This is a genomic window from Marinobacterium halophilum (assembly GCF_003014615.1).
Taxonomy (GTDB): domain Bacteria; phylum Pseudomonadota; class Gammaproteobacteria; order Pseudomonadales; family Balneatricaceae; genus Marinobacterium; species Marinobacterium halophilum.
Genome location: NZ_PYGI01000010.1, coordinates 33801 through 52136, shown reverse-complemented (window position 1 = coordinate 52136; position 18336 = coordinate 33801). Strand labels below are relative to the sequence as shown.

At 59.9% G+C, this 18336-nt stretch carries 20 protein-coding genes; 7 read left to right on the top strand and 13 right to left on the bottom strand.

Annotation, left to right across the window (positions count from 1 at the left end; genetic code table 11):
- Nucleotides 1–17 precede the first annotated feature (17 nt).
- Complete coding sequence (locus tag CLV44_RS08340) at nt 18–1931, top strand: sensor histidine kinase (RefSeq protein ID WP_106591662.1); 1914 nt, start codon at nt 18–20, stop codon at nt 1929–1931.
- Here the strand turns inward: CLV44_RS08340 and rep are convergent.
- Entirely contained in the window at nt 1906–3921 is a 2016-nt protein-coding gene (gene rep, locus CLV44_RS08335; protein WP_106591661.1) for a DNA helicase Rep, read from the bottom strand. The genes CLV44_RS08340 and rep overlap by 26 nt on opposite strands.
- A gap of 237 nt (nt 3922–4158) precedes the next feature.
- On the opposite strand from rep, the gene CLV44_RS08330 reads away from it, so the two are divergent.
- Nucleotides 4159–5394, top strand: coding sequence for a putative bifunctional diguanylate cyclase/phosphodiesterase (locus CLV44_RS08330; RefSeq protein WP_106591660.1), 1236 nt, complete (start codon nt 4159–4161; stop codon nt 5392–5394).
- Here CLV44_RS08330 and CLV44_RS08325 read toward each other — a convergent pair.
- Together CLV44_RS08325 and CLV44_RS08320 are read right to left on the bottom strand one after the other, a co-directional pair.
- On the bottom strand, nt 5363–6877 hold the full coding sequence (locus tag CLV44_RS08325; RefSeq protein WP_106591659.1) for a YifB family Mg chelatase-like AAA ATPase: 1515 nt from the start codon (nt 6875–6877) through the stop codon (nt 5363–5365). The genes CLV44_RS08330 and CLV44_RS08325 overlap by 32 nt on opposite strands.
- A 34-nt stretch (nt 6878–6911) precedes the next feature.
- A complete protein-coding gene (locus tag CLV44_RS08320) occupies nt 6912–7214 on the bottom strand; it encodes an accessory factor UbiK family protein (protein WP_106591658.1) in 303 nt (100 codons plus the stop codon).
- Between the two features lie 298 nt (nt 7215–7512).
- Here CLV44_RS08320 and glnK (CLV44_RS08315) point away from each other — a divergent pair, with 298 nt between their 5' ends.
- The 3 genes from glnK (CLV44_RS08315) to glnK (CLV44_RS08305) all read left to right on the top strand — a co-directional run bounded on the left by glnK (CLV44_RS08315) (nt 7513) and on the right by glnK (CLV44_RS08305) (nt 9651).
- Complete coding sequence (gene glnK, locus CLV44_RS08315) at nt 7513–7851, top strand: P-II family nitrogen regulator (protein ID WP_106591657.1); 339 nt, start codon at nt 7513–7515, stop codon at nt 7849–7851.
- A 44-nt stretch (nt 7852–7895) separates the two neighbouring features.
- The gene (locus tag CLV44_RS08310) at nt 7896–9170 is read left to right on the top strand and encodes an ammonium transporter (protein ID WP_106591656.1); all 1275 of its coding nucleotides are present in this window, start codon (nt 7896–7898) and stop codon (nt 9168–9170) included.
- A gap of 142 nt (nt 9171–9312) precedes the next feature.
- A complete protein-coding gene (gene glnK, locus CLV44_RS08305; protein ID WP_106591655.1) occupies nt 9313–9651 on the top strand; it encodes a P-II family nitrogen regulator in 339 nt (112 codons plus the stop codon).
- A 70-nt stretch (nt 9652–9721) separates the two neighbouring features.
- Here glnK (CLV44_RS08305) and CLV44_RS08300 read toward each other — a convergent pair whose 3' ends face one another.
- Nucleotides 9722–9937, bottom strand: coding sequence for an entericidin A/B family lipoprotein (locus tag CLV44_RS08300; RefSeq protein WP_245912644.1), 216 nt, complete (start codon nt 9935–9937; stop codon nt 9722–9724).
- A 52-nt stretch (nt 9938–9989) separates the two neighbouring features.
- On the opposite strand from CLV44_RS08300, the gene astA reads away from it, so the two are divergent.
- The gene (gene astA, locus CLV44_RS08295) at nt 9990–11018 is read left to right on the top strand and encodes an arginine N-succinyltransferase (RefSeq protein WP_106591654.1); all 1029 of its coding nucleotides are present in this window, start codon (nt 9990–9992) and stop codon (nt 11016–11018) included.
- Here the strand turns inward: astA and CLV44_RS08290 are convergent.
- Together CLV44_RS08290 and CLV44_RS08285 are read right to left on the bottom strand one after the other, a co-directional pair.
- On the bottom strand, nt 11015–12286 hold the full coding sequence (locus CLV44_RS08290) for a sensor histidine kinase (RefSeq protein ID WP_211298101.1): 1272 nt from the start codon (nt 12284–12286) through the stop codon (nt 11015–11017). The genes astA and CLV44_RS08290 overlap by 4 nt on opposite strands.
- Entirely contained in the window at nt 12286–13026 is a 741-nt protein-coding gene (locus CLV44_RS08285) for a response regulator transcription factor (protein WP_106591652.1), read from the bottom strand. Before CLV44_RS08285 ends, CLV44_RS08290 begins: the two co-directional genes overlap by 1 nt.
- 142 nt (nt 13027–13168) lie before the next feature.
- On the opposite strand from CLV44_RS08285, the gene CLV44_RS08280 reads away from it, so the two are divergent.
- Nucleotides 13169–13633 (top strand): Spy/CpxP family protein refolding chaperone, encoded by a 465-nt coding sequence (locus CLV44_RS08280; RefSeq protein ID WP_106591651.1) that lies wholly within the window; start codon nt 13169–13171, stop codon nt 13631–13633.
- On the opposite strand, the gene CLV44_RS08275 is transcribed toward CLV44_RS08280, so the two are convergent.
- The 7 genes from CLV44_RS08275 to rpoH form a co-directional block, all read right to left on the bottom strand.
- Nucleotides 13630–14571 carry a DMT family transporter gene (locus CLV44_RS08275; protein WP_106591737.1) on the bottom strand — a complete coding sequence of 314 codons (942 nt, stop codon included), beginning with the start codon at nt 14569–14571 and terminating at the stop codon, nt 13630–13632. The two genes, CLV44_RS08280 and CLV44_RS08275, sit on opposite strands and share 4 nt — an antisense overlap.
- A 16-nt stretch (nt 14572–14587) precedes the next feature.
- Nucleotides 14588–15025: a GlcG/HbpS family heme-binding protein gene (locus CLV44_RS08270; RefSeq protein WP_106591650.1), complete on the bottom strand. Its 438-nt coding sequence runs from the start codon at nt 15023–15025 to the stop codon at nt 14588–14590.
- A gap of 22 nt (nt 15026–15047) precedes the next feature.
- Nucleotides 15048–15740 (bottom strand): tRNA (guanosine(46)-N7)-methyltransferase TrmB, encoded by a 693-nt coding sequence (trmB, locus tag CLV44_RS08265; protein ID WP_106591649.1) that lies wholly within the window; start codon nt 15738–15740, stop codon nt 15048–15050.
- Between the two features lie 48 nt (nt 15741–15788).
- Nucleotides 15789–16589: a thiazole synthase gene (locus tag CLV44_RS08260; RefSeq protein ID WP_106591648.1), complete on the bottom strand. Its 801-nt coding sequence runs from the start codon at nt 16587–16589 to the stop codon at nt 15789–15791.
- A 53-nt stretch (nt 16590–16642) separates the two neighbouring features.
- Complete coding sequence (gene thiS, locus CLV44_RS08255) at nt 16643–16843, bottom strand: sulfur carrier protein ThiS (RefSeq protein WP_106591647.1); 201 nt, start codon at nt 16841–16843, stop codon at nt 16643–16645.
- 1 nt (nt 16844) lies between these two features.
- Nucleotides 16845–17222 carry a DUF423 domain-containing protein gene (locus CLV44_RS08250; protein WP_106591646.1) on the bottom strand — a complete coding sequence of 126 codons (378 nt, stop codon included), beginning with the start codon at nt 17220–17222 and terminating at the stop codon, nt 16845–16847.
- A gap of 101 nt (nt 17223–17323) precedes the next feature.
- Nucleotides 17324–18181 (bottom strand): RNA polymerase sigma factor RpoH, encoded by an 858-nt coding sequence (gene rpoH / locus CLV44_RS08245; protein WP_106591645.1) that lies wholly within the window; start codon nt 18179–18181, stop codon nt 17324–17326.
- Nucleotides 18182–18336 lie beyond the last annotated feature (155 nt).

Genomic DNA, 18336 nt, shown 5'->3' with positions numbered 1-18336 from the left:
TGCGGCAGGAGGCTGCAATGGAATATGATCCCGATATTGCCAGGGCGGCATACCAGCGGCGCGCCTTGAGCATTTGGTTACTGCTCATGCTGCCACTTCTGCTCACGGTCATGATCTCGGCCTGGGTCGCCTATAACGAGTTGTACCGACTCAAGGTGGATCCGATCATCACTCGCCATGGTGAACTGCTCGACCAGATCAGTCATCAGCTGAGCCAGAAGCTCGGCTACTTCGGACAACTGACGCTGCTGCTCAAGCGCAGCTATGCGCTCTCCAATAGCCTGCACCAAGACGCTCCGCCACAGTTGCACCAACTGGCGCAGCATTTCGAGCGCGTCAGTCGTTCATCCGGCCTGATGTCGCAACTGCGCTGGCTGGACAACAGCGGTCGAGAGCAGGTCCGCACCAACGTCATCCAGGGCAAGCCTCAACAGGTTGCCTCCGCCGAACTGCAGGACAAAAGCCAGCGCTATTATGTGCGCGCTGCCCGACTGCTGGCGGCTGATCATATCTACTACTCGCCGCTGGATTTGAACACCGAGCATGGGCGTATTGCCACTCCGCTGGATCCCACACTGCGCACCGTCATTCGTACCGGCAGCGATAACCTGCATCCCGGCATGCTGGTGCTCAACTTCAGCTTGCAGACGTTTTTCCAACAACTGCGCCAACAGAGCAGCACTCAGACCCAGCCCGGTATGGTCAATGCGAACGGCTACTGGCTACTGCATCAAGACCCTGCTCAGGAGTGGGGGTTTTTACGGCAACAGCCAGACCTGACCGTGCAACAGCAGTACCCGCAGCTGTGGCAACGCATGCAAGACAGCCCCAGCGGCCGAGGTATAAACCTCTACGGCCAGCTCTGGAGCTATACGCAGATCCAGCCCGACACCACCGCTGCCGCGGATACCGACACTTCCAGATGGTACCTCCTGCTGTCAACACCGCCCGGCATGATCACGACCCTGCGCCAGTCACTGCTGTTGCCGGTGACGCTGGGCAGCGTGCTGGTGCTCTTGCTGGGCGGCCTCGTCATCTATCGTGTCGCACGTATCGAAGCCCAGCGCGTCGAACTGCTGCACCAGCTCAGCTACGAGCGCAGCGAGCTGCAAAGTGCGAATGTGCAGTTGAAGCAATCCTTGCACCACCAGCAGGTACTGCAGGATGAACTGGTTGAAACCCGCAAGCTGTCGGCGCTGGGGATGACCGTGGCTGGCGTGGCTCATGAGCTCAACACCCCCACCGGTGGGGCGCTGATGACCCTGAGTACGCTGGAAAATGACCGGCATCAACTGCAGACAGCCGTGGATGATGGCTATCTGACACGGGCCGGGCTCGCTGATTATCTGGCTCGGACACTCTCGGGCATCGCGTTGATCCGGCACCACCTCGACAAGGCGACGGCACTGATCCGCAGTTTCAAACGTCTGGCACTGGAGCGCAATCTGGAGGCGCCGGTCAGCTTTACCCTGCAGGCCTGTGTCGATGATCTGCTGCATAGCCTGCAGGTATCGCTGAAGCAATCGTCCGTGACTCTGGAACAGGTGTTGCCCGATTGCACCCTGTACAGCCATCCGGGCATTTTATCGCAGGTACTGCAAAACCTGATCGACAATGCGCTGCAGCATGCATTTGACGAGGGTAGCCGTGGCCATATCCGCCTCAGCGGCCAACTGACCGCGTCAGGGCAGCTGGAATTGCAGGTCAGTGACAACGGCCACGGCATCCCGGCAGAGATCCTGCCGACCCTGTTCGACCCCTTCATCACCAGCGGACGCGGGCAGGGGCATACCGGCCTGGGCCTGCATCTGGTGCATCAGTGGGTCACCCAAACCCTGCACGGCAACATTCAGGTTGAGAGTTCAGCCCAGGGCAGCTGTTTCACCCTGACCCTGCCACTGGATCTCAGAGATCATCCAGCAGCCCCTTGAGGCCATTGAGTGTAGCCCGGCCTCGGGCGCGGTTCTGTTCAGGGCGATCATCGCCGCGACCCTCGTGTTCGATGTCATCTGCCGGTAGCTCTTCCAGAAAACGGCTGGGCGTACACTCCAGCCACTCGCCAAATTGCCGACGCTGCTTGGCCAGCGTCATGGTCAGGGTTTTTTGTGCGCGGGTGATACCCACATAGGCCAACCGACGCTCCTCCTCAATGGTATCCATCTCGATACTGTTGCGGTGCGGCAGCAGTTCCTCCTCCATACCCAGCAGGAATACATGTGGAAACTCCAGCCCTTTGGAGGCATGCAACGTCATCAACTGCACGCGGTCAGAGTCATCTTCCTCTTCCTGGCGGTTGAGCATGTCGATCAGTACCAGGCGAGCAATGGCATCTTCAATGCCGGTATCCTCGTCCTCCTCCTGCAACCGCTCCAGTGTCGATTGCAGGGATTCAATCAGGAAGTAGACGTTCTGCATCCGCTTTTCGGCCACCACATCGCTGGACGCATTCTGGCGAATCCAGCCGGGGTAATCGATCTCGTCAATCAGCTCATGGATGGCGGCGATAGGGTCGCCATCACGACAGCGGTCATAGAGTCGATCAATCAGGTGGCAGAACCGACGCAGCCGATCCACCGCCTGTGCCGACAGAACCTGCTCCAGCCCCAGCTCGCCACACGCCTCGAACAGGCTGATTTCACGGCCGGACGCATACTCGCCGAGCGCATGCAGGGTACTGGGACCGATCTCACGTCGTGGCAGGTTGATAATGCGCAGAAAAGCGTTGTCGTCGTCACGGTTGATCAACACCTTCAAATAGCTCATCAGGTCCTTGATCTCGGCGCGGGCAAAGAAGGAGGTACCACCGCTGAGCTTGTATGGCACCTGATAGTGCTGCAGCTTCATTTCGATCAGCCGCGACTGGTGATTGCCACGGTACAGTACGGCGAAGTCGCGAAAAGCGATACGCTCACGCAGATGGCGGTCGAGGATATCGGTGGCCACTCGCTCCGCTTCGGCGTCATCGTTGCGTGCATGAATCACCCGCAACGGGTCGCCATAGCCCATCTCGCTCCACAGCGTCTTTTCGAACACATGTGGATTGTTGGCGATCAGCGTATTGGCAGCTTTGAGGATACGGCTGGTGGAACGGTAGTTCTGCTCCAGCTTGACCACTTTCAGGCTGGGGAAGTCGGTCTGCAGCTGCACCATATTTTCCGGCCGCGCGCCGCGCCAGGCATAGATCGACTGGTCGTCATCACCCACCACGGTCAGACCGCTGCGATGGCCAACCAACAAACGTACCAGCTTGTACTGCGACAGGTTGGTATCCTGATACTCGTCCACCAGCAGGTAACGAATGCGACGTTGCCAGCGTTCCAACACATCCGCATGCTCGATAAACAGCTGTACCGGCAACAGGATGAGATCATCGAAATCAACCGCATTGTAGGCGCGCAGATGGCGGTTGTAGGCCTCGTAGGCCCGTGCGGCGAGGATATCCTGCGGCAACTCGGCTTCGGCCAAGGCCTGATCCGGGGTCAACAGGTCGTTTTTCCAGTTGGATATGCGATGTTGAACGTCGTTTATCTGGTCGGTATCTTCGTCGTTCTGCAACATAAGATCACGCAGCAACGCCTTGCTGTCCTGATCATCAAACAATGAAAAACCGGCCTTCAATCCCAGGTGTTTGCGTTCGCGGCGGATGATCGACAAGCCCAGCGTATGGAACGTGGAGATCGTCAGCCCGCGTCCTTCCTTGCCCTGCAGCAACTGGCCGACACGCTCCTTCATCTCCCGCGCAGCCTTGTTGGTAAAGGTTACGGCGGCAATGTGGCGTGCTTCCAGCCCCGCCTCCCTGATCATCCAGACGATTTTGCGGGTAATCACGCTGGTTTTGCCTGAACCGGCTCCGGCCAACACCAGCAGCGGACCACCGATGTAATGCACCGCTTCACGCTGGCGGGGATTCAATTTGCTCATAACACCTCAAAAACATTAAACCTGGCTCAAAACTGGCCGATACTCATTATATGGTCGCCACCGGAGTCGAGTTCAGCTCCTCCGCCCCCCGCCTGACCATACCGTTTTATGGACACTGATAAACCGTGGTAGTCTCACTGGGCGATAAATGTGCATCGCCTATTATGACATGGCCCCCTGATGAAATTCAGTTCCTGCCGAGCAGGATTTATTCAGGTGTGACGGGGAAGCAGCACCATGCTGGCAGATACAGTTCATACAGAATCGGAAGCAAACCGGTCACCACTGGTACTGATCAGTGTTTCAGAAACACTGGAGGCCTGTTGGCAAGACTGGCTGCAGCCCTGGTGGCACGGACGTTTTTGCCGCTGTCATTCCGTGGCGGCGGCACTGCCGGTGCTACAGCACCTGGGCTCGCCCATTGTCCTGCTGGACAGCACGACGCCTGAGCAGGCCACGGTGGCGTTAACCGCACTGCGAGCCCAGCTGCCCACTCTGCCCGTGGTGTTATTGTTGCACCACTCCCCGGAACAGCCTGAGTGGCAGCCGTTACTGGCCGACCTCCGCAATGACCATCTTTATTTGCCCGGCAGCAGTGTCGATACCATCCGCCGTATCCTGCGCTACTGCGAACAGCTGCAGCACCACAATCAGCACGATACTGCCCCCGTCACTGTCGCCGACGCCGTACCTGCAGGCGGCTACGACCCCGAGCTTTGGCGTGCCCTGCAGCGCGAAGAGTTCGAACTGTTCTACCAGCCCCGTATCGATCTGCGCCGCGGTGCCATCTGCGGTGCCGAGGCATTGATCCGCTGGCGTCACCCCGAGCGCGGACTGCAGCAGCCGAACAGTTTCATCCCCGCCTGCGAGGCCTCCGGGTTGATCGTGCCGCTGGGCTACTGGATTATTCAGGAAGTGGGCAAGCGGCTGCCAGCCATGCAGGAGGCGGGTCTGGATGGCCGTATCGGCGTCAATCTGTCCTTCCGTCAGTTCCAGGATCGCCATCTGGCTCCCACGATCGAACGGCTGATGCAGGAACACCGCATGGATACCCGCACGCTGGAGTTCGAGCTGACCGAAACCGCGCTGTGCAGTGATGAAGAGCATGTACGCTCCACCATCCGCCAGCTCAGTGATCAGGGCGTGGAGTTCTCACTGGACGATTTCGGCACCGGCTACTCCTCGTTCAGCCTGCTGCAGAAACTGCCGATCACCACGCTGAAGATCGACAAGTCCTTCGTCGACGGTATCCCCGGCAACATTGATGATGAAGAGATTGTGCGTGCCATCATCAACCTGGCGCACAACCTCAACAAGCAGGTGATCGCTGAGGGCGTGGAAACCCGTGCCCAGCTGGAATTCCTCATCCGCCATGACTGCGACCAGGTGCAGGGCTATTTTTTCAGTCGCCCGGTCTGCCTGGACCAGTTTCTCAACCTGCTCAGCACGAACCGCCGCCAGCAAGCCCTCTGAACGCCAGCGCCTCCAACAGCTGGCCACGCTCGACCCGTTCCTGACCGGCCAGGTCCGCCAGCGTGCGCGCAACGCGCAGCAGGCGATGACAGCCACGTGCCGACAGCTGACTCTGTTGCATCACCCGTACCAGCAAGGCCTCCGTTGCACCGTCCAGTGTACAGACCTGCTCCAGTTCACGACCGGACAGTTCACGGTTCATCCTGCCCTGACGCGCCAGCTGCAACGCCAGCGCCGCCATCACCCGTTCGCGTACCGTCGCACTGGTCTCGGCCACTGCACTGGACTGCAATAACGTGGCCGCCGGCAGGGCCGGCACCTGAACCTGCAGGTCAATGCGGTCCAGCAGAGGCCCGGAGATTTTCATCTGGTAGCGGCGGATCTGATCCGGCGTACACAGGCAGCGATCACTGCCGTCATCATGATACCCGCAAGGACAGGGGTTCATCGCCGCCACCAGCTGAAACCGGGCCGGATAACGGGTTTGACGGGCCGCCCGCGAGATCAGGATTTCGCCGGTTTCCAACGGTTCGCGCAGCACTTCCAGTACTCGCCGTGAAAATTCCGGCAACTCGTCCAGAAACAACACCCCCTGATGCGCCAGCGAAATTTCACCTGGGCGTGGATGACTGCCTCCGCCCACCAAGGCAATGGCTGACGCGGTATGGTGCGGATTGCGGAACGGTCGCATGCCCTGACAGGCAGGTGCCACGCTCTGCCCCGATACCGAGGCAATCGCCGCCACCTCCAGCCGTTGTTCGGTCGCCAGCGGCGGCAACAACCCTGGCAAGCGCGCGGCCAACATGCTTTTACCGCTGCCCGGCGGACCGGAAAACAACAGGTTATGCCCGCCGGCAGCGGCCACTTCCAGTGCCCGTCGCGCCTGCAGCTGGCCTTTGACATCGGCGAGGTCCGGCACCGTTGCCACGGCATCGTCGACATCACCGGGGACACAGGCAGGCAGCTGCTGCTGGCGCGTCAGGTGCGCCACCAACTCCAACAGATGACCGGCGGCAAATACTTCGGTCCCCTCTGCCATCATCGCTTCGTCGGCATTCTCTCGCGCCACCACCAGAGCACGCCCGACCTTACCGGCCGCGACTGCCGCCGGCAGAATGCCGCGTACGGGGCGAATATCGCCAGACAACGCGAGCTCGCCGAGCATTTCCACCGTCGGACTGGCCTTCCAGCCCTTGAGCTGACCGGATGCGGACAGAATACCGATGGCGATCGCCAGGTCGTAGCGCCCCCCTTCCTTGGGCAGATCGGCCGGAGCAAGATTGATGGTGACACGGCGCTGCGGAAACTCGAAACCAGCCGTAATTAGTGCACTGCGCACACGTTCACGGCTTTCCTTGACCGCCGTTTCGGGCAAGCCGACGATCGACATGGAGGGTAGGCCACCCGACAGGTGAACCTCAACGGCAACCGGAGGTGCCTGAATGCCGAGCTGGGCTCGGGTATGAATAACGGCAAGTGACATGGGCCATCCTTGGCTCTTATACAGGGGGTAGAGATCAGCTGTTGCGGGGCGCTTCCTCGGCATCGTCAGCCGCAGGCGTTTCCGCGGCGGCCATGCCCTCGGATTCCAGTGCCGCCAGCCGTGCCTCCAGCTGTTCCAGCGTCTCGCGCGTGCGCATCAGCACCGCCTGCTGGGCATCAAACTCGTCGCGGGTGACCAGATCCAGACGGGCAAAACTGCTCTGCAGCATGGCCCGAATCTGTGCCTGCAGCTCATGCTGTCCCGGCATTTCAGGGCGATTGCTCAGCAGCTGACTAAACTGGCCAGACAGGGTATCGATCAGTTTTTGATGAATCATCCAGTGCTCCACATACAAACAGGTATCAACCGTCACTATAAACCAGAACACCGTGCAGCGTCAGATCGAAACCTGCGCACCGCGATCGAGCATGCACCAATATGATGCACTGAAATCAACCGTGCATGCCCTGTTATCTGCCAACGAAAGGCCCTATCCGGTCACACTTACTCCGCAACTCCATGTTTTATAAACATAAAAAAAAACTGGCACAACCTTCGCTTAAGTCAAGACATACGGCCCGCCACCTCATCTCGCGGATGGCAGCCCGACGCACAGGGAATAGAGGACTTACGCCATGAAACTGATCTCAGCGATCATCAAGCCATTCAAACTCGACGATGTCCGCGAAGCACTGTCCGATATCGGCGTGCAGGGTATAACGGTTACCGAAGTCAAAGGTTTCGGACGCCAGAAAGGCCACACCGAGCTCTACCGTGGTGCCGAATATATCGTCGACTTCCTGCCCAAGGTCCGCATCGACGCTGCCGTCGCCGACGACATTGTTGACCAGGTACTGGATGCGATCAGCAGGACCTCCCATACCGGCAAGATCGGTGACGGCAAGATCTTCGTCACCCCGCTGGAACAGGTGGTCCGCATCCGTACCGGTGAAACCGGCCACGATGCACTCTGACCCCGACCGACTACCGCTTTCGTTTATCTCCTGAGGATAAAATTATGGATACATTGCTGAATTCGACAGCCGGGGATCTGGCCCAGCTGAAATATGCAGTCGATACCTTCTACTTCCTGATGTGTGGTGCATTGGTGATGTGGATGGCCGCCGGTTTCGCCATGCTGGAAGCCGGTCTGGTACGCGCCAAGAACACCACCGAGATCCTGACCAAGAACATCGCCCTCTACGCCATCGCCTGTACCATGTATCTGCTGTGTGGCTACTACATCATGTACAGCTCCGACGCTGGCGGTGTGATCCCGAGCTTCGGCGCACTGATCGGTGACGAAAATGCGACCGATGCGGTCCTTTCCGGAGGCGACGATGCGCCCTACTACTCGGCCCGTTCCGACTTCTTCTTCCAGGTCGTGTTCGTAGCGACCGCCATGTCCATCGTCTCCGGTGCCGTGGCCGAACGCATGAAACTGTGGGCGTTCCTGGCATTCGCCGTGGTCATGACCGGCTTCATCTACCCGACATCCGGCTACTGGACCTGGGGCGGTGGTTTCCTGAGCGAAGCCGGTTTCTCTGACTTCGCCGGTTCCGGTATCGTGCATCTGGCTGGCGCGTCAGCAGCCCTGGCAGCTGTGCTGGTACTGGGCGCCCGTAAAGGCAAATACGGCAAGAACGGCGAGATCAACGCGATCCCCGGTGCCAACCTGCCGCTGGCCACCCTGGGTACCTTCATTCTGTGGATGGGCTGGTTCGGTTTCAACGGCGGTTCCGAGCTGAAACTGTCTGATGTCGGTGAAGCCAATGCCGTTGCTGAAGTCTTCGTCAACACCAACGCGGCGGCGGCCGGTGGCGTCATTGCAGCCCTGATCGTGGCCCGCCTCTGGTTCCGCAAGGCGGATCTGACCATGGCACTGAACGGTGCACTGGCGGGTCTGGTTGCGATCACCGCAGACCCGCTGTCGCCCACCGCTCTGTCATCTACCCTGATCGGTGCCATCGGCGGTACTCTGGTCGTCATCGCCATCATCACGCTGGACAAGCTGCGTATCGATGATCCGGTGGGTGCCATCTCCGTCCATGGTGTGGTCGGCATCTGGGGTCTGCTGGCGGTACCGCTGAACAATGCCGACGCGACCTTCGGCGCTCAGCTGCTGGGCATCGTCTCAATCTTCGGCTGGGTCTTCGTCGCCAGCCTGATCGTCTGGCTGATCCTGAAGGCGGTCATGGGTGTGCGCGTCAGCGAAGAAGAAGAATATGAAGGGGTGGATCTGGCCGAATGCGGCATGGAAGCCTACCCGGAATTCGCCGGCGGCAAGAAATAATTCCACACAATACGTACAACTTTCCGGCTGCGCATATTATGCGCAGCCTTTTGATTATGGGTATACTGGCAGCCATGTTTTCTCCGCCGGCCTTCCGGCCGGAGCGAAGTGGGACTGCCACAGATCTATGAGGACTTGAATGATGAAACTCGTCTCCGCGGTGATCAAGCCGTTCAAGCTGGATGACGTTCGTGAAGCGCTGTCCGATATCGGGATTCAGGGCGTAACGGTAACGGAAGTAAAAGGCTTCGGCCGCCAGAAGGGCCATACCGAGCTCTATCGTGGCGCGGAATACGTGGTCGACTTTCTGCCCAAGGTGAAGATCGAGGTTGCCATCGACGATGACATGCTCGATCAGGTGATCGAGGCAATCAGCAAGACCGCCAATACCGGCAAGATCGGTGACGGCAAGATCTTCGTCATGCCGCTGGAGCAGGTGATCCGCATCCGTACCGGCGAAACCGGACCAGACGCACTCTGATTCACGCCTGATCTGCTCAGGCCGTATCCCGGGAAAAACGGGACTACGGCTTGGGCGTTGCCATCAGCGGTCAACTGTTCGCGTTGCGAGCCGCATCCCGAATCGCTTCCCCCGCCTTTTCCAGATCCTTGCCGGCACCTTCGATGGTGCTGCAGCCACTGACTGCCGTGCCTAATGACACGAGCACCAGCGTATTCAACAGCAGACTGATCAGTTTCTTGCGCATCATGTATTCCTCAATGACGGATCGTTGCCGATCATACCCCCAGGCAACATCGCATGTCATTATGCCACCCCTGCCTATACTGTAAGCTGAATCAATATTGGCAGGAGGCGGTATGCTGCGTGTACGTCCCATCACGGCTGCGGATAGCGGCCTGCTCGAAGCCATCGCCGTCGAGTCCGGCACCGGATTCACATCACTGCCCGATGATGCCGCGCTGCTCAAGCACAAGATCGAGCAATCGATCCATTATCTGCACCAGGCGGTCAGTACCCCCTCTCCCGTTACCTATCTGTTCGTGCTGGAAGACACCGAGAGCGGCGAGGTGCTCGGAACCTGTGGTATCACCTCGGCTGTAGGCCTGGATGCTCCCTGGTATCACTATCATGTCGGCACTATCGTCCATGCCTCCCATCAGCTGGGGATCTACAACGAATTCCGCACCCTGTACCTGTGCAATGACTACACCGGCAGCAGTGAACTCTGTTCGCTCTACCTGCGCCCGGCCCATCGTGGCGGGGGTGGCGGCGGCCTGTTGTCGCGCTCCCGTTTCCTGTTCATGGCCGAACATCGGCAGCGGTTTTCGGACCGCATCATCGCCGAGATGCGCGGCTTTACCGACCAGCACGACAGCAACCCGTTCTGGGAAGGGCTGGGACAGCACTTTTTTTCCATGCACTACCAGCAAGCCGATTTTCTGACCGGCTCCGGCAACAAAGTGGTGATCGCCGAGTTGATGCCCAAGCACCCGATCTATATCCACCTGCTACCCGCCGAAGCCCAGGCGGTGATCGGTCGTGTCCATCCCGATACCGAACCGGCATGTCGCCTGCTCAAGGCACAGGGGTTTCGCTATGAACACTACGTCGATATCTTCGATGCCGGACCGACCCTGGCAGCACGACCCGACGAAGTGGACGCGATCCGGCGCAGTCGTCGGGTAGAGGTGGTGATAGACGCCGTCCCCGCGCCCAAGGACGCACGCACCTATTTGGTCAGCAACACCGGATGTTCGGGGTTTCGCTGCATCCAGGCAGCTCTGCAGCCGACCCTGAACAAGGTCCGGCTGAGTGCGGAAATGGCCGCTGCGCTGGAGGTCAAGGCTGGAGACCCGGTGCGCCTGGTCAGCCTGCCCGGCACCTAGTCAAGTGGCAGGCGGATTATCAGCTCCAGCCCCCCTTGCGGATGGTTGTGTGCGTCAACCTGTCCACCCAGCTGGTCGATGGCGTTCAGGGCAATGCTCATGCCCAGACCAAAACCGTCCGCTGACGCCGCCTGCCCGCGCACAAAGGGCGTAAACAGCTGTGTCAGCAGATCAGGCGCCACCCCCGGCCCGTAATCACGCAAACGCAGTTCAACCGCGTCCGCCAGGCGACGAATGCTCAGCGTCAAGGCTACACCCGGATCCGTATGGCGGACCGCGTTTTCGATGCCGTTCTGCAACGCGCACAACAGCTGGCTGCGCCCGCGCGGGTAACAGAGCCCCTCATCTTCAAGCTGCACACTGAACGGGCGTTCCGGCTGGCGCAGGCGCAGATCCGCCATCAGCTCGTCCGCCACGCCCTGCAACGTAAAACTCTCGTCCGTTACCGCCTGCTGCCCGGCACGACTGTACGCCAGAATCTCACCAATCAAGCTGTTCAGGCGGTCGCACTCGCGTTCGATCCGCTGCAACAGCGGATCATCCCGCGTCAGCCGCTGTTCCAGCAGGCCCGCCGCTGCCTGCAGGCGTGCCAGCGGTGCCCGCAGTTCATGGGAGACATCCTGCAGCAGCTGCTGCCGGGCACTCAGCGTCTGTTCGACATAATCGGCCATGCGGTCGAATTCGCGGGTCAGCTCGCCAATCTCGTCGCGGCGCGCACTCAGACGCCGGTCCGCCCTCAGGCTCAGGTCGCGATGTTCGTGCAGGTCACGGACATGATCGCTCAAGCGCCGGATCGGCCGCACCACCAGCGCACTGAGCACACCACCCGACAGGGCCGAGACCAGCAGGATCAACACCATCTGCAATGAGAACAGGCGTTCCAGCAGATGTTCGGCATGGCGCTCATCCCGTGGCAGCGGTACCCGTGCCTGATAAACGCGCCCACTGGCGGTCGTCAGTTCAAAATCCAGCGTCGGTTCCGGTGGTGGCCGACGCCAATGCGTCAACTGCTCAGCACCGTCAGCCGAGTAGAGCCAGATGCGCAGCCGATGGCGCCCACCGTCGGCACGTTTCCATTCAGGATCCTGCTGCTCGTAGCGCTCCAGCATCAAACGGGCTTGTCCTTGTGCGCGAGCTTCCAGCACTTCCAGTTTATGTGCGCTGTCCAATCGGCTGTTGAGCAGCAGATAGACACTGCTCATGCCCGCCAGGCTCACCAGCCAGATCACCAGAAACATTTTCCAGTACAGCCCCTGATACACGCGCATCATTCACTCCTGACCAGTTGATAGCCCTGGCCACGCACGGTCTTGATCCAGTCGCGCTCACTGCCCAACGCCTGCGCCAGCTTCTGCCGCACCCGACTGACATGCACATCCAACGCGCGATCATAGGCCCCCAGCTCACGGTGCAGTACCCAGCGGGTCAGCTCGGCCTTGCCCAGCACCTGACCGGCATGCTGCATCAGATAGGCCAGCACATTGAATTCGGCGCTGGTCAGCACCAGCGGCTGGTCACCCACCCGGGCTTCCCGCATGCCGGGGTCCAGATAAATGCCACTCACCACCAGTGGCCGTCGGGGAAATACGCCATCCGGGGTGTCGGCCGGAATCTCGGCCTGACCGGCCACAGCAGGCAGGTCCGTGCTGCGACGCAGGATCGCGCGAATACGGGCCAGCAGCTCGCGCGGATTGCAGGGCTTGGCCAGATAGTCATCGGCTCCCATTTCCAGCCCGAGGATACGATCGATCGCCTCGCCACGACCGGTCAACATCAACACCGGCACCTGCCAGCGCGGCCGCAGCTGTTGCAGCAGTTCCAGCCCGCTCTGCCCCGGCATCATCACGTCCAGCACCATCAGCGCAGGAGTGTCCTGTTCGAGCCACTGCAAGGCGGCCTCGGCCGTGTATACGCTATCCACCGCATAGCCCTCATGGCGCAGGTAATCGGCCAGCAGCGCGCACAGCTCGATATCGTCATCGACCAGCAAGATCGGTTTTGTTGGCATGATTGCGTCCTCCTGAGGCCATCATAACGCCCTGCCATCACCGCTGGCGGGGGCTTTACCCAACTTTACGCTTTGTGCGCACAACTTTGCCCGGCCCAGCGCCATACTGGGGCCAACTGAATGCAACAAGCGGAGCAATACCATGAATACACGTCGTTTGATCAGCAGTCTGATTGCCGGTTCACTGGTGCTGGGTGGCAGTGCTGCCGTATTTGCCGGCCAGAAAGCCGGCTGCGATACCGATCATGAACAGCGAATGCAGCAGCGGCTGCAACGGATGAGCGAAACGCTCGCACTGACCCCAGACCAGCAGGAGGCCGTTCAAGCCCTGTGGCAACAGGATAAACCGAAGCGACAGCCGCAGCACGACCGTGGTCTAAAGGCATTGGACCCCAATGCCGCCGACTATCAGCAGCAGGTGCAGCAACATATTGCCAAGGCACAGCAACAACTGGCCGCACGACTGCAGGCCCGTGCCGACCACAAGGCCGCGCTATATGCGATTCTGACCCCGGAGCAGGAACAGACATTGGAACAGATGCGTGAACGTAAGCCTGAACATCGTGGCAAACACGGCGCTCAGCATCGGGGCACGAGTCCACTCTAAGCGGACTCGGCCGTTGCCTTTTGACGGCATCTGGCGTTCTGCGCCAACAGCGCGCGAGCCGTGCGCTCGCGCCGCTGGTTCAGCAGTGCCTGAGCGACCCCGGCTCCCATGATCAGGGCACAGCCGGATAACTGCAGCGTATTCAGGGCTTCACCGAACAGCACCCAACCGAAGGTCACCACCGCAATCGGCTCCATGTAAGCCAGCGTACCGAAGGTCGCCGCCGGCAGCTCCCGCAGCGCAATCACGGCAAACAGAATGGCCAGAAAACCGGGCAACAGACCGGCCAGCAACAGCCAGCCCCACTGTGCCGAGGCGATGCTTTCGCCCTGTTGCCACATCAACGGCAGCATGCACAGGGCTCCGGCCAGCAACTGGTACCAACAGCGGGTATAGGCATGCACACGGGCCGGCATGATCCGGTTCATCAGGATAAAACCGGCATACGCCAGCATCGCCAGTGCCGCATAGGCCATGCCAGTGGCATCACCGGCACTGTCAAAGCTGAGCTGGAATTCCATCATCATGGCAAAGCCGAACAGCGCCAGCAGAATCAAACCGACCCCTGCGCTGCTTAGCCGCTCGCCCAACAGGAAATGTGCAACCACTGACGCCGCCACCGGTGACAGGTAGACCATCATGATCGCATTGGCCATGCTGGTATACAGCATCGCCTGCACGTAACAGACAATGAAAGCCGCCAACAACGCGCCATTAGCCAGCACCCGCCAGGACGGCCAGATCAGCAACAGACGTGCCTGGCCCACCAGCAGCAGATAGCCCAGCATCAGCGCGGCACCGAAGCCGAGCCGATAGAAGGTCAGGGTTTCCGCACTGAGACCGACATACTTGGAGATCACGCCAATCGTGCCCATCAGTACGGCCGATGCCACCGCCATTAACAAAAAGGGGGCCGAAGTGCCCCCTTGTGTACTCATGTTCATCTACACACCATCAGGTTGCGCTAACACCCAGTGCGGCCAGCGCAGCTTCCGCACAGGCAATATCCTGTGCCTGAGACGCCCCGGATACACCGACGGCACCGATGCACTCGCCCGCCAGCAGGATCGGCAAACCGCCGCCAAGCATCAGCAGGTCAGGATGCGTATCCAGTGCCGCCAGCAGGTGAACATCATCCGCATTCCGGTCGCGGAAGAAACTGCTGGGCACTTTGAAACCCGCCGAGGTCCGCGCCTTGCGCAGCGCCAGCTGCTGCGTTTGCGGCGGCGCATTGTTGAGGCTCAGCTGGGCCAGCGGCTGGCCGCCCCGACCGACGACGGCAATGCTGACATTGACGCCCAGGGTCTCGGCCTGCTCGCTGGCAGCCGTCGCCGCTTTCAGGGCGGCACGGTAGTCCAGACTCTGCTGGGTTACGGCCAAAGATTCGCTCATCCGGTGCTCTCCTGTCAGCTGTTCAGTCTACGCGTTCAAACATCAGATCCCAGACGCCGTGACCAAGACGTTCGCCTCGCTGCTGGAACTTGGTGACCGGGCGCCATTCGGGCTGCGGTGAATACGCCCCTTCACCGGCATGGTTACGATAGCCTTCGGCGGCGCTCATCACTTCCATCATGTGCTCGGCATAGTTCTCCCAGTCGGTCGCCATGTGGAAACAGCCACCGATCATCAATTTCTGACGGATTTTCTGGGCGAATTCCGGCTGGACGATACGGCGCTTGTTATGACGCTTCTTGTGCCAGGGATCGGGGAAAAACAGCTGCAGTGTCTCCAGGCTGGCATCGGGGATGCACTGGGCCAATACCTCGACGGCATCATCACAATAGACCCGAATATTGGTCAGGCCGGCTTCGGCAGCACGTGACAGCAAACGGCCTACGCCTGGCGGATGTACTTCAATGCCGATGAAGTTCTTCTCCGGTGCCTGTCGGGCCATCTCGATCAGAGAGTCACCCATACCGAAACCGATCTCCAGCACCAGCGGTGCCGCACGCCCGAAGGCCTGGGCCGGATCGATCATGCCATCTTTCAATTCCAGGCCGTACTGCGGCCAGTTGTCGTCCAGCGCACGCTGCTGGCCTTCGGTCATACGCCCTGCGCGCACTACAAAGCTGCGGATCCGGCGCACCGGTTTCTGTTCGTCTGTCATCATCACATCTGTCTGTCGACGGGGCCTTGGCGACCCCGGAATTTGCATTTAGCGAGCGCTGATCACGCCATCCAACGGCGAGGAAGCACTGGCGTAGGCCTTGCGCGGCATGCGCACGGCACGGAAGGCTTCACGGCCAGCCACAACCGCTTTCTGCATCGCCTGCGCCATCAATACCGGATGCTGGGCACCAGCAATCGCCGAATTCACCAGCACGCCAGCACAGCCCATCTCCATCGCCATCGCGGCTTCAGAAGGCGTGCCGATACCGGCATCCACCAGAATTGGCACCTTGGCCTCTTCCATGATCAGGCGGATGTTGTGCGGGTTCTGGATGCCGAGACCGGAGCCGATCAGTGAGCCCAACGGCATCACCGCGACACAGCCGATCTCTTCCAGACGCTTGGCCACAATCGGGTCATCGTTGGTGTATACCATCACCTTGAAACCGTCCTTGACCAGCGTTTCAGCGGCCTTCACCGTTTCGATGATGTTGGGGTACAGGGTTTTCTGGTCGCCCAGGACTTCCAGTTTGACCAAATCGTGGCCATCCAGCAGTTCACGGGCCAGACGACAGGTACGCACGGCATCATCCGCGGTATAGCAGCCGGCAGTGTTCGGCAGCAGGGTGTAGCGGTCCGGGCTGATCACGTCGAGCAGGTTGGGCTCGTCCGGATTCTGGCCCAGATTGGTGCGACGCACGGCCATGGTAACGATCTCGGCACCGCTGGCTTCGATGGCAGCGCCGGTCTCGGCCATGTCCTTGTATTTGCCGGTACCCACCAGCAAGCGGGAGTTGAAGGACTGTCCGGCAATGATCAGCGGGTCGTGGTTCTCTAGCTCTGACATCATCTGTACCCTGATAGGAAATTGGTTATACGGTGCGCAACAGCAGGGTGGCCTCAGCCACCACCGATCGCGTGTACGATCTCGACCTGGTCACCGGCGTTGAGCCGGGTTCCCGTGTGTTCGCTGCGCGGGATGATCTCCAGGTTCAGCTCAATCGCGATGCGCTTGCCGGTCAGTTCGAGCTGTTCGATCAGCTCGGCAAGGGTGGCGTCTGCATTGATCTCCCGAGCCTCACCATTCACCTGAATCTGCATGTTATTTACCCTGTTGATAGATCGATACGGCCAGACTCAACCAGCCGATGATGAAAGCGATGCCACCCAGCGGCGTAATCGCGCCCACCCAGTGAATGCCGCTCAGCGCCAGCACATACAGGCTGCCACTGAAGACACAGATCCCGAGCATGAACGCCGCCGCACTCACCTGCAGGCCACGACTGTTACTGCGCTGCTGCAGCAGGCCTGTTACCAGCAAGGCACCCACATGCCAGAACTGATACTGGACGCCGGTCTGGAACACCTCCAGCAAACGTTCACTGAGCAATGTCCGCAGCCCGTGGGCGGCAAAGGCACCCAGCGCCACAGACAATGCGGCCAACAATGCAGCGGTTACCAACGTAAAGCGGGCAGACATCGGGCCTCCTGGGCAGACATTATAACGATTTTACCGGCTGTGCCGAAAATGAAAAAAGCCGCCCTGCGGCGGCTTCAGTCTTACGGTAACAACACTCCGGCTTACGCCGCCAGCATCGCTCCACGAATTTTTTTCATGGCGTTCTTTTCCAGCTGGCGGATACGTTCGGCAGACACATCGTACTCGGCGGCCAGCTCATGCAGTGTCGCCTTGTCCTCGGACAGCCAGCGACGGGCCAGAATGGTCCGGCTACGCTCATCCAGCGTTTCCATCGCGCTGAGCAGGCGCTGCTGGGAATCCTGCTCCCAGTTGGCGTCTTCCAGCTGCACGGCCGGATCGGCAGAGTGATCTTCCAGATACGCCGAGGGCGACAGGTAGGTACTCTCCTCGTCTTCACTGACCGGCGCATCAAACGCGGTATCGTTGGACGCCAAACGACCTTCCATCTGCCGCACAACCTTGGCATCAACACCGAGATCACCGGCCATGGCCTCAACCTCGTCGTTGGTCATCCAACCCAGACGCTTCTTCTGCGAGCGCAGATTGAAGAACAGTTTGCGCTGTGCTTTGGTCGTGGCGACTTTTACGATACGCCAGTTGCGCAGAATGAACTCATGCATCTCGGCCTTGATCCAGTGCACGGCAAAGGATACCAGCCGCACGCCCATGGTCGGGTCGAAGCGTTTGACCGCTTTCATCAGACCTACGTTGCCTTCCTGGATCAGGTCACCCAGCGGCAGTCCGTAACCGGAGTAGCTGCGGGCAATGTGTACAACAAAACGCAGGTGCGACATGACCAGCTGACGCGCCGCTTCAAGATCGCTCTGGAAATGCAGGCGGTCGGCCAGTTCCCGTTCCTCTTCAACCGTGAGGATGGGAATGGCACTCACAGTCTGAACATAGGCATCGACATTGCGACCCGGTGACAGATGTTCAATAACTTGCAAGCTTGTGCCCATTCAGGAATGACCTCGCAGAACTCTGGTACCCACGAAAGTGAGCACCGTAAATAAACTCAACAATGAGACGTCAGACCACCACAAAAGTTCATTGCGATAGGCCAGCACGTCACCAGCCGACTGAAAAACTTAACGTGAAATAGTCTGCAGGGCAA

What these genes read in the sequence shown, in the direction of transcription:
- CLV44_RS08330 (WP_106591660.1), top strand. Translation starts at nt 4,159, where the DNA reads ATGCTGGCAGATACAGTTCATACAGAATCGGAAGCAAACCGGTCACCA.
- CLV44_RS08250 (WP_106591646.1), bottom strand. Translation starts at nt 17,222, where the DNA reads ATGTCTGCCCGCTTTACGTTGGTAACCGCTGCATTGTTGGCCGCATTG.
- CLV44_RS08325 (WP_106591659.1), bottom strand. Translation starts at nt 6,877, where the DNA reads ATGTCACTTGCCGTTATTCATACCCGAGCCCAGCTCGGCATTCAGGCA.
- CLV44_RS08340 (WP_106591662.1), top strand. Translation starts at nt 18, where the DNA reads ATGGAATATGATCCCGATATTGCCAGGGCGGCATACCAGCGGCGCGCC.
- trmB (WP_106591649.1), bottom strand. Translation starts at nt 15,740, where the DNA reads ATGACAGACGAACAGAAACCGGTGCGCCGGATCCGCAGCTTTGTAGTG.
- CLV44_RS08280 (WP_106591651.1), top strand. Translation starts at nt 13,169, where the DNA reads ATGAATACACGTCGTTTGATCAGCAGTCTGATTGCCGGTTCACTGGTG.
- rep (WP_106591661.1), bottom strand. Translation starts at nt 3,921, where the DNA reads ATGAGCAAATTGAATCCCCGCCAGCGTGAAGCGGTGCATTACATCGGT.
- CLV44_RS08270 (WP_106591650.1), bottom strand. Translation starts at nt 15,025, where the DNA reads ATGAGCGAATCTTTGGCCGTAACCCAGCAGAGTCTGGACTACCGTGCC.
- CLV44_RS08290 (WP_211298101.1), bottom strand. Translation starts at nt 12,286, where the DNA reads ATGCGCGTGTATCAGGGGCTGTACTGGAAAATGTTTCTGGTGATCTGG.
- thiS (WP_106591647.1), bottom strand. Translation starts at nt 16,843, where the DNA reads ATGCAGATTCAGGTGAATGGTGAGGCTCGGGAGATCAATGCAGACGCC.
- CLV44_RS08275 (WP_106591737.1), bottom strand. Translation starts at nt 14,571, where the DNA reads ATGAGTACACAAGGGGGCACTTCGGCCCCCTTTTTGTTAATGGCGGTG.
- CLV44_RS08260 (WP_106591648.1), bottom strand. Translation starts at nt 16,589, where the DNA reads ATGTCAGAGCTAGAGAACCACGACCCGCTGATCATTGCCGGACAGTCC.
- glnK (WP_106591657.1), top strand. Translation starts at nt 7,513, where the DNA reads ATGAAACTGATCTCAGCGATCATCAAGCCATTCAAACTCGACGATGTC.
- CLV44_RS08320 (WP_106591658.1), bottom strand. Translation starts at nt 7,214, where the DNA reads ATGATTCATCAAAAACTGATCGATACCCTGTCTGGCCAGTTTAGTCAG.
- glnK (WP_106591655.1), top strand. Translation starts at nt 9,313, where the DNA reads ATGAAACTCGTCTCCGCGGTGATCAAGCCGTTCAAGCTGGATGACGTT.
- CLV44_RS08285 (WP_106591652.1), bottom strand. Translation starts at nt 13,026, where the DNA reads ATGCCAACAAAACCGATCTTGCTGGTCGATGACGATATCGAGCTGTGC.
- astA (WP_106591654.1), top strand. Translation starts at nt 9,990, where the DNA reads ATGCTGCGTGTACGTCCCATCACGGCTGCGGATAGCGGCCTGCTCGAA.
- rpoH (WP_106591645.1), bottom strand. Translation starts at nt 18,181, where the DNA reads ATGGGCACAAGCTTGCAAGTTATTGAACATCTGTCACCGGGTCGCAAT.
- CLV44_RS08310 (WP_106591656.1), top strand. Translation starts at nt 7,896, where the DNA reads ATGGATACATTGCTGAATTCGACAGCCGGGGATCTGGCCCAGCTGAAA.
- CLV44_RS08300 (WP_245912644.1), bottom strand. Translation starts at nt 9,937, where the DNA reads ATGACATGCGATGTTGCCTGGGGGTATGATCGGCAACGATCCGTCATT.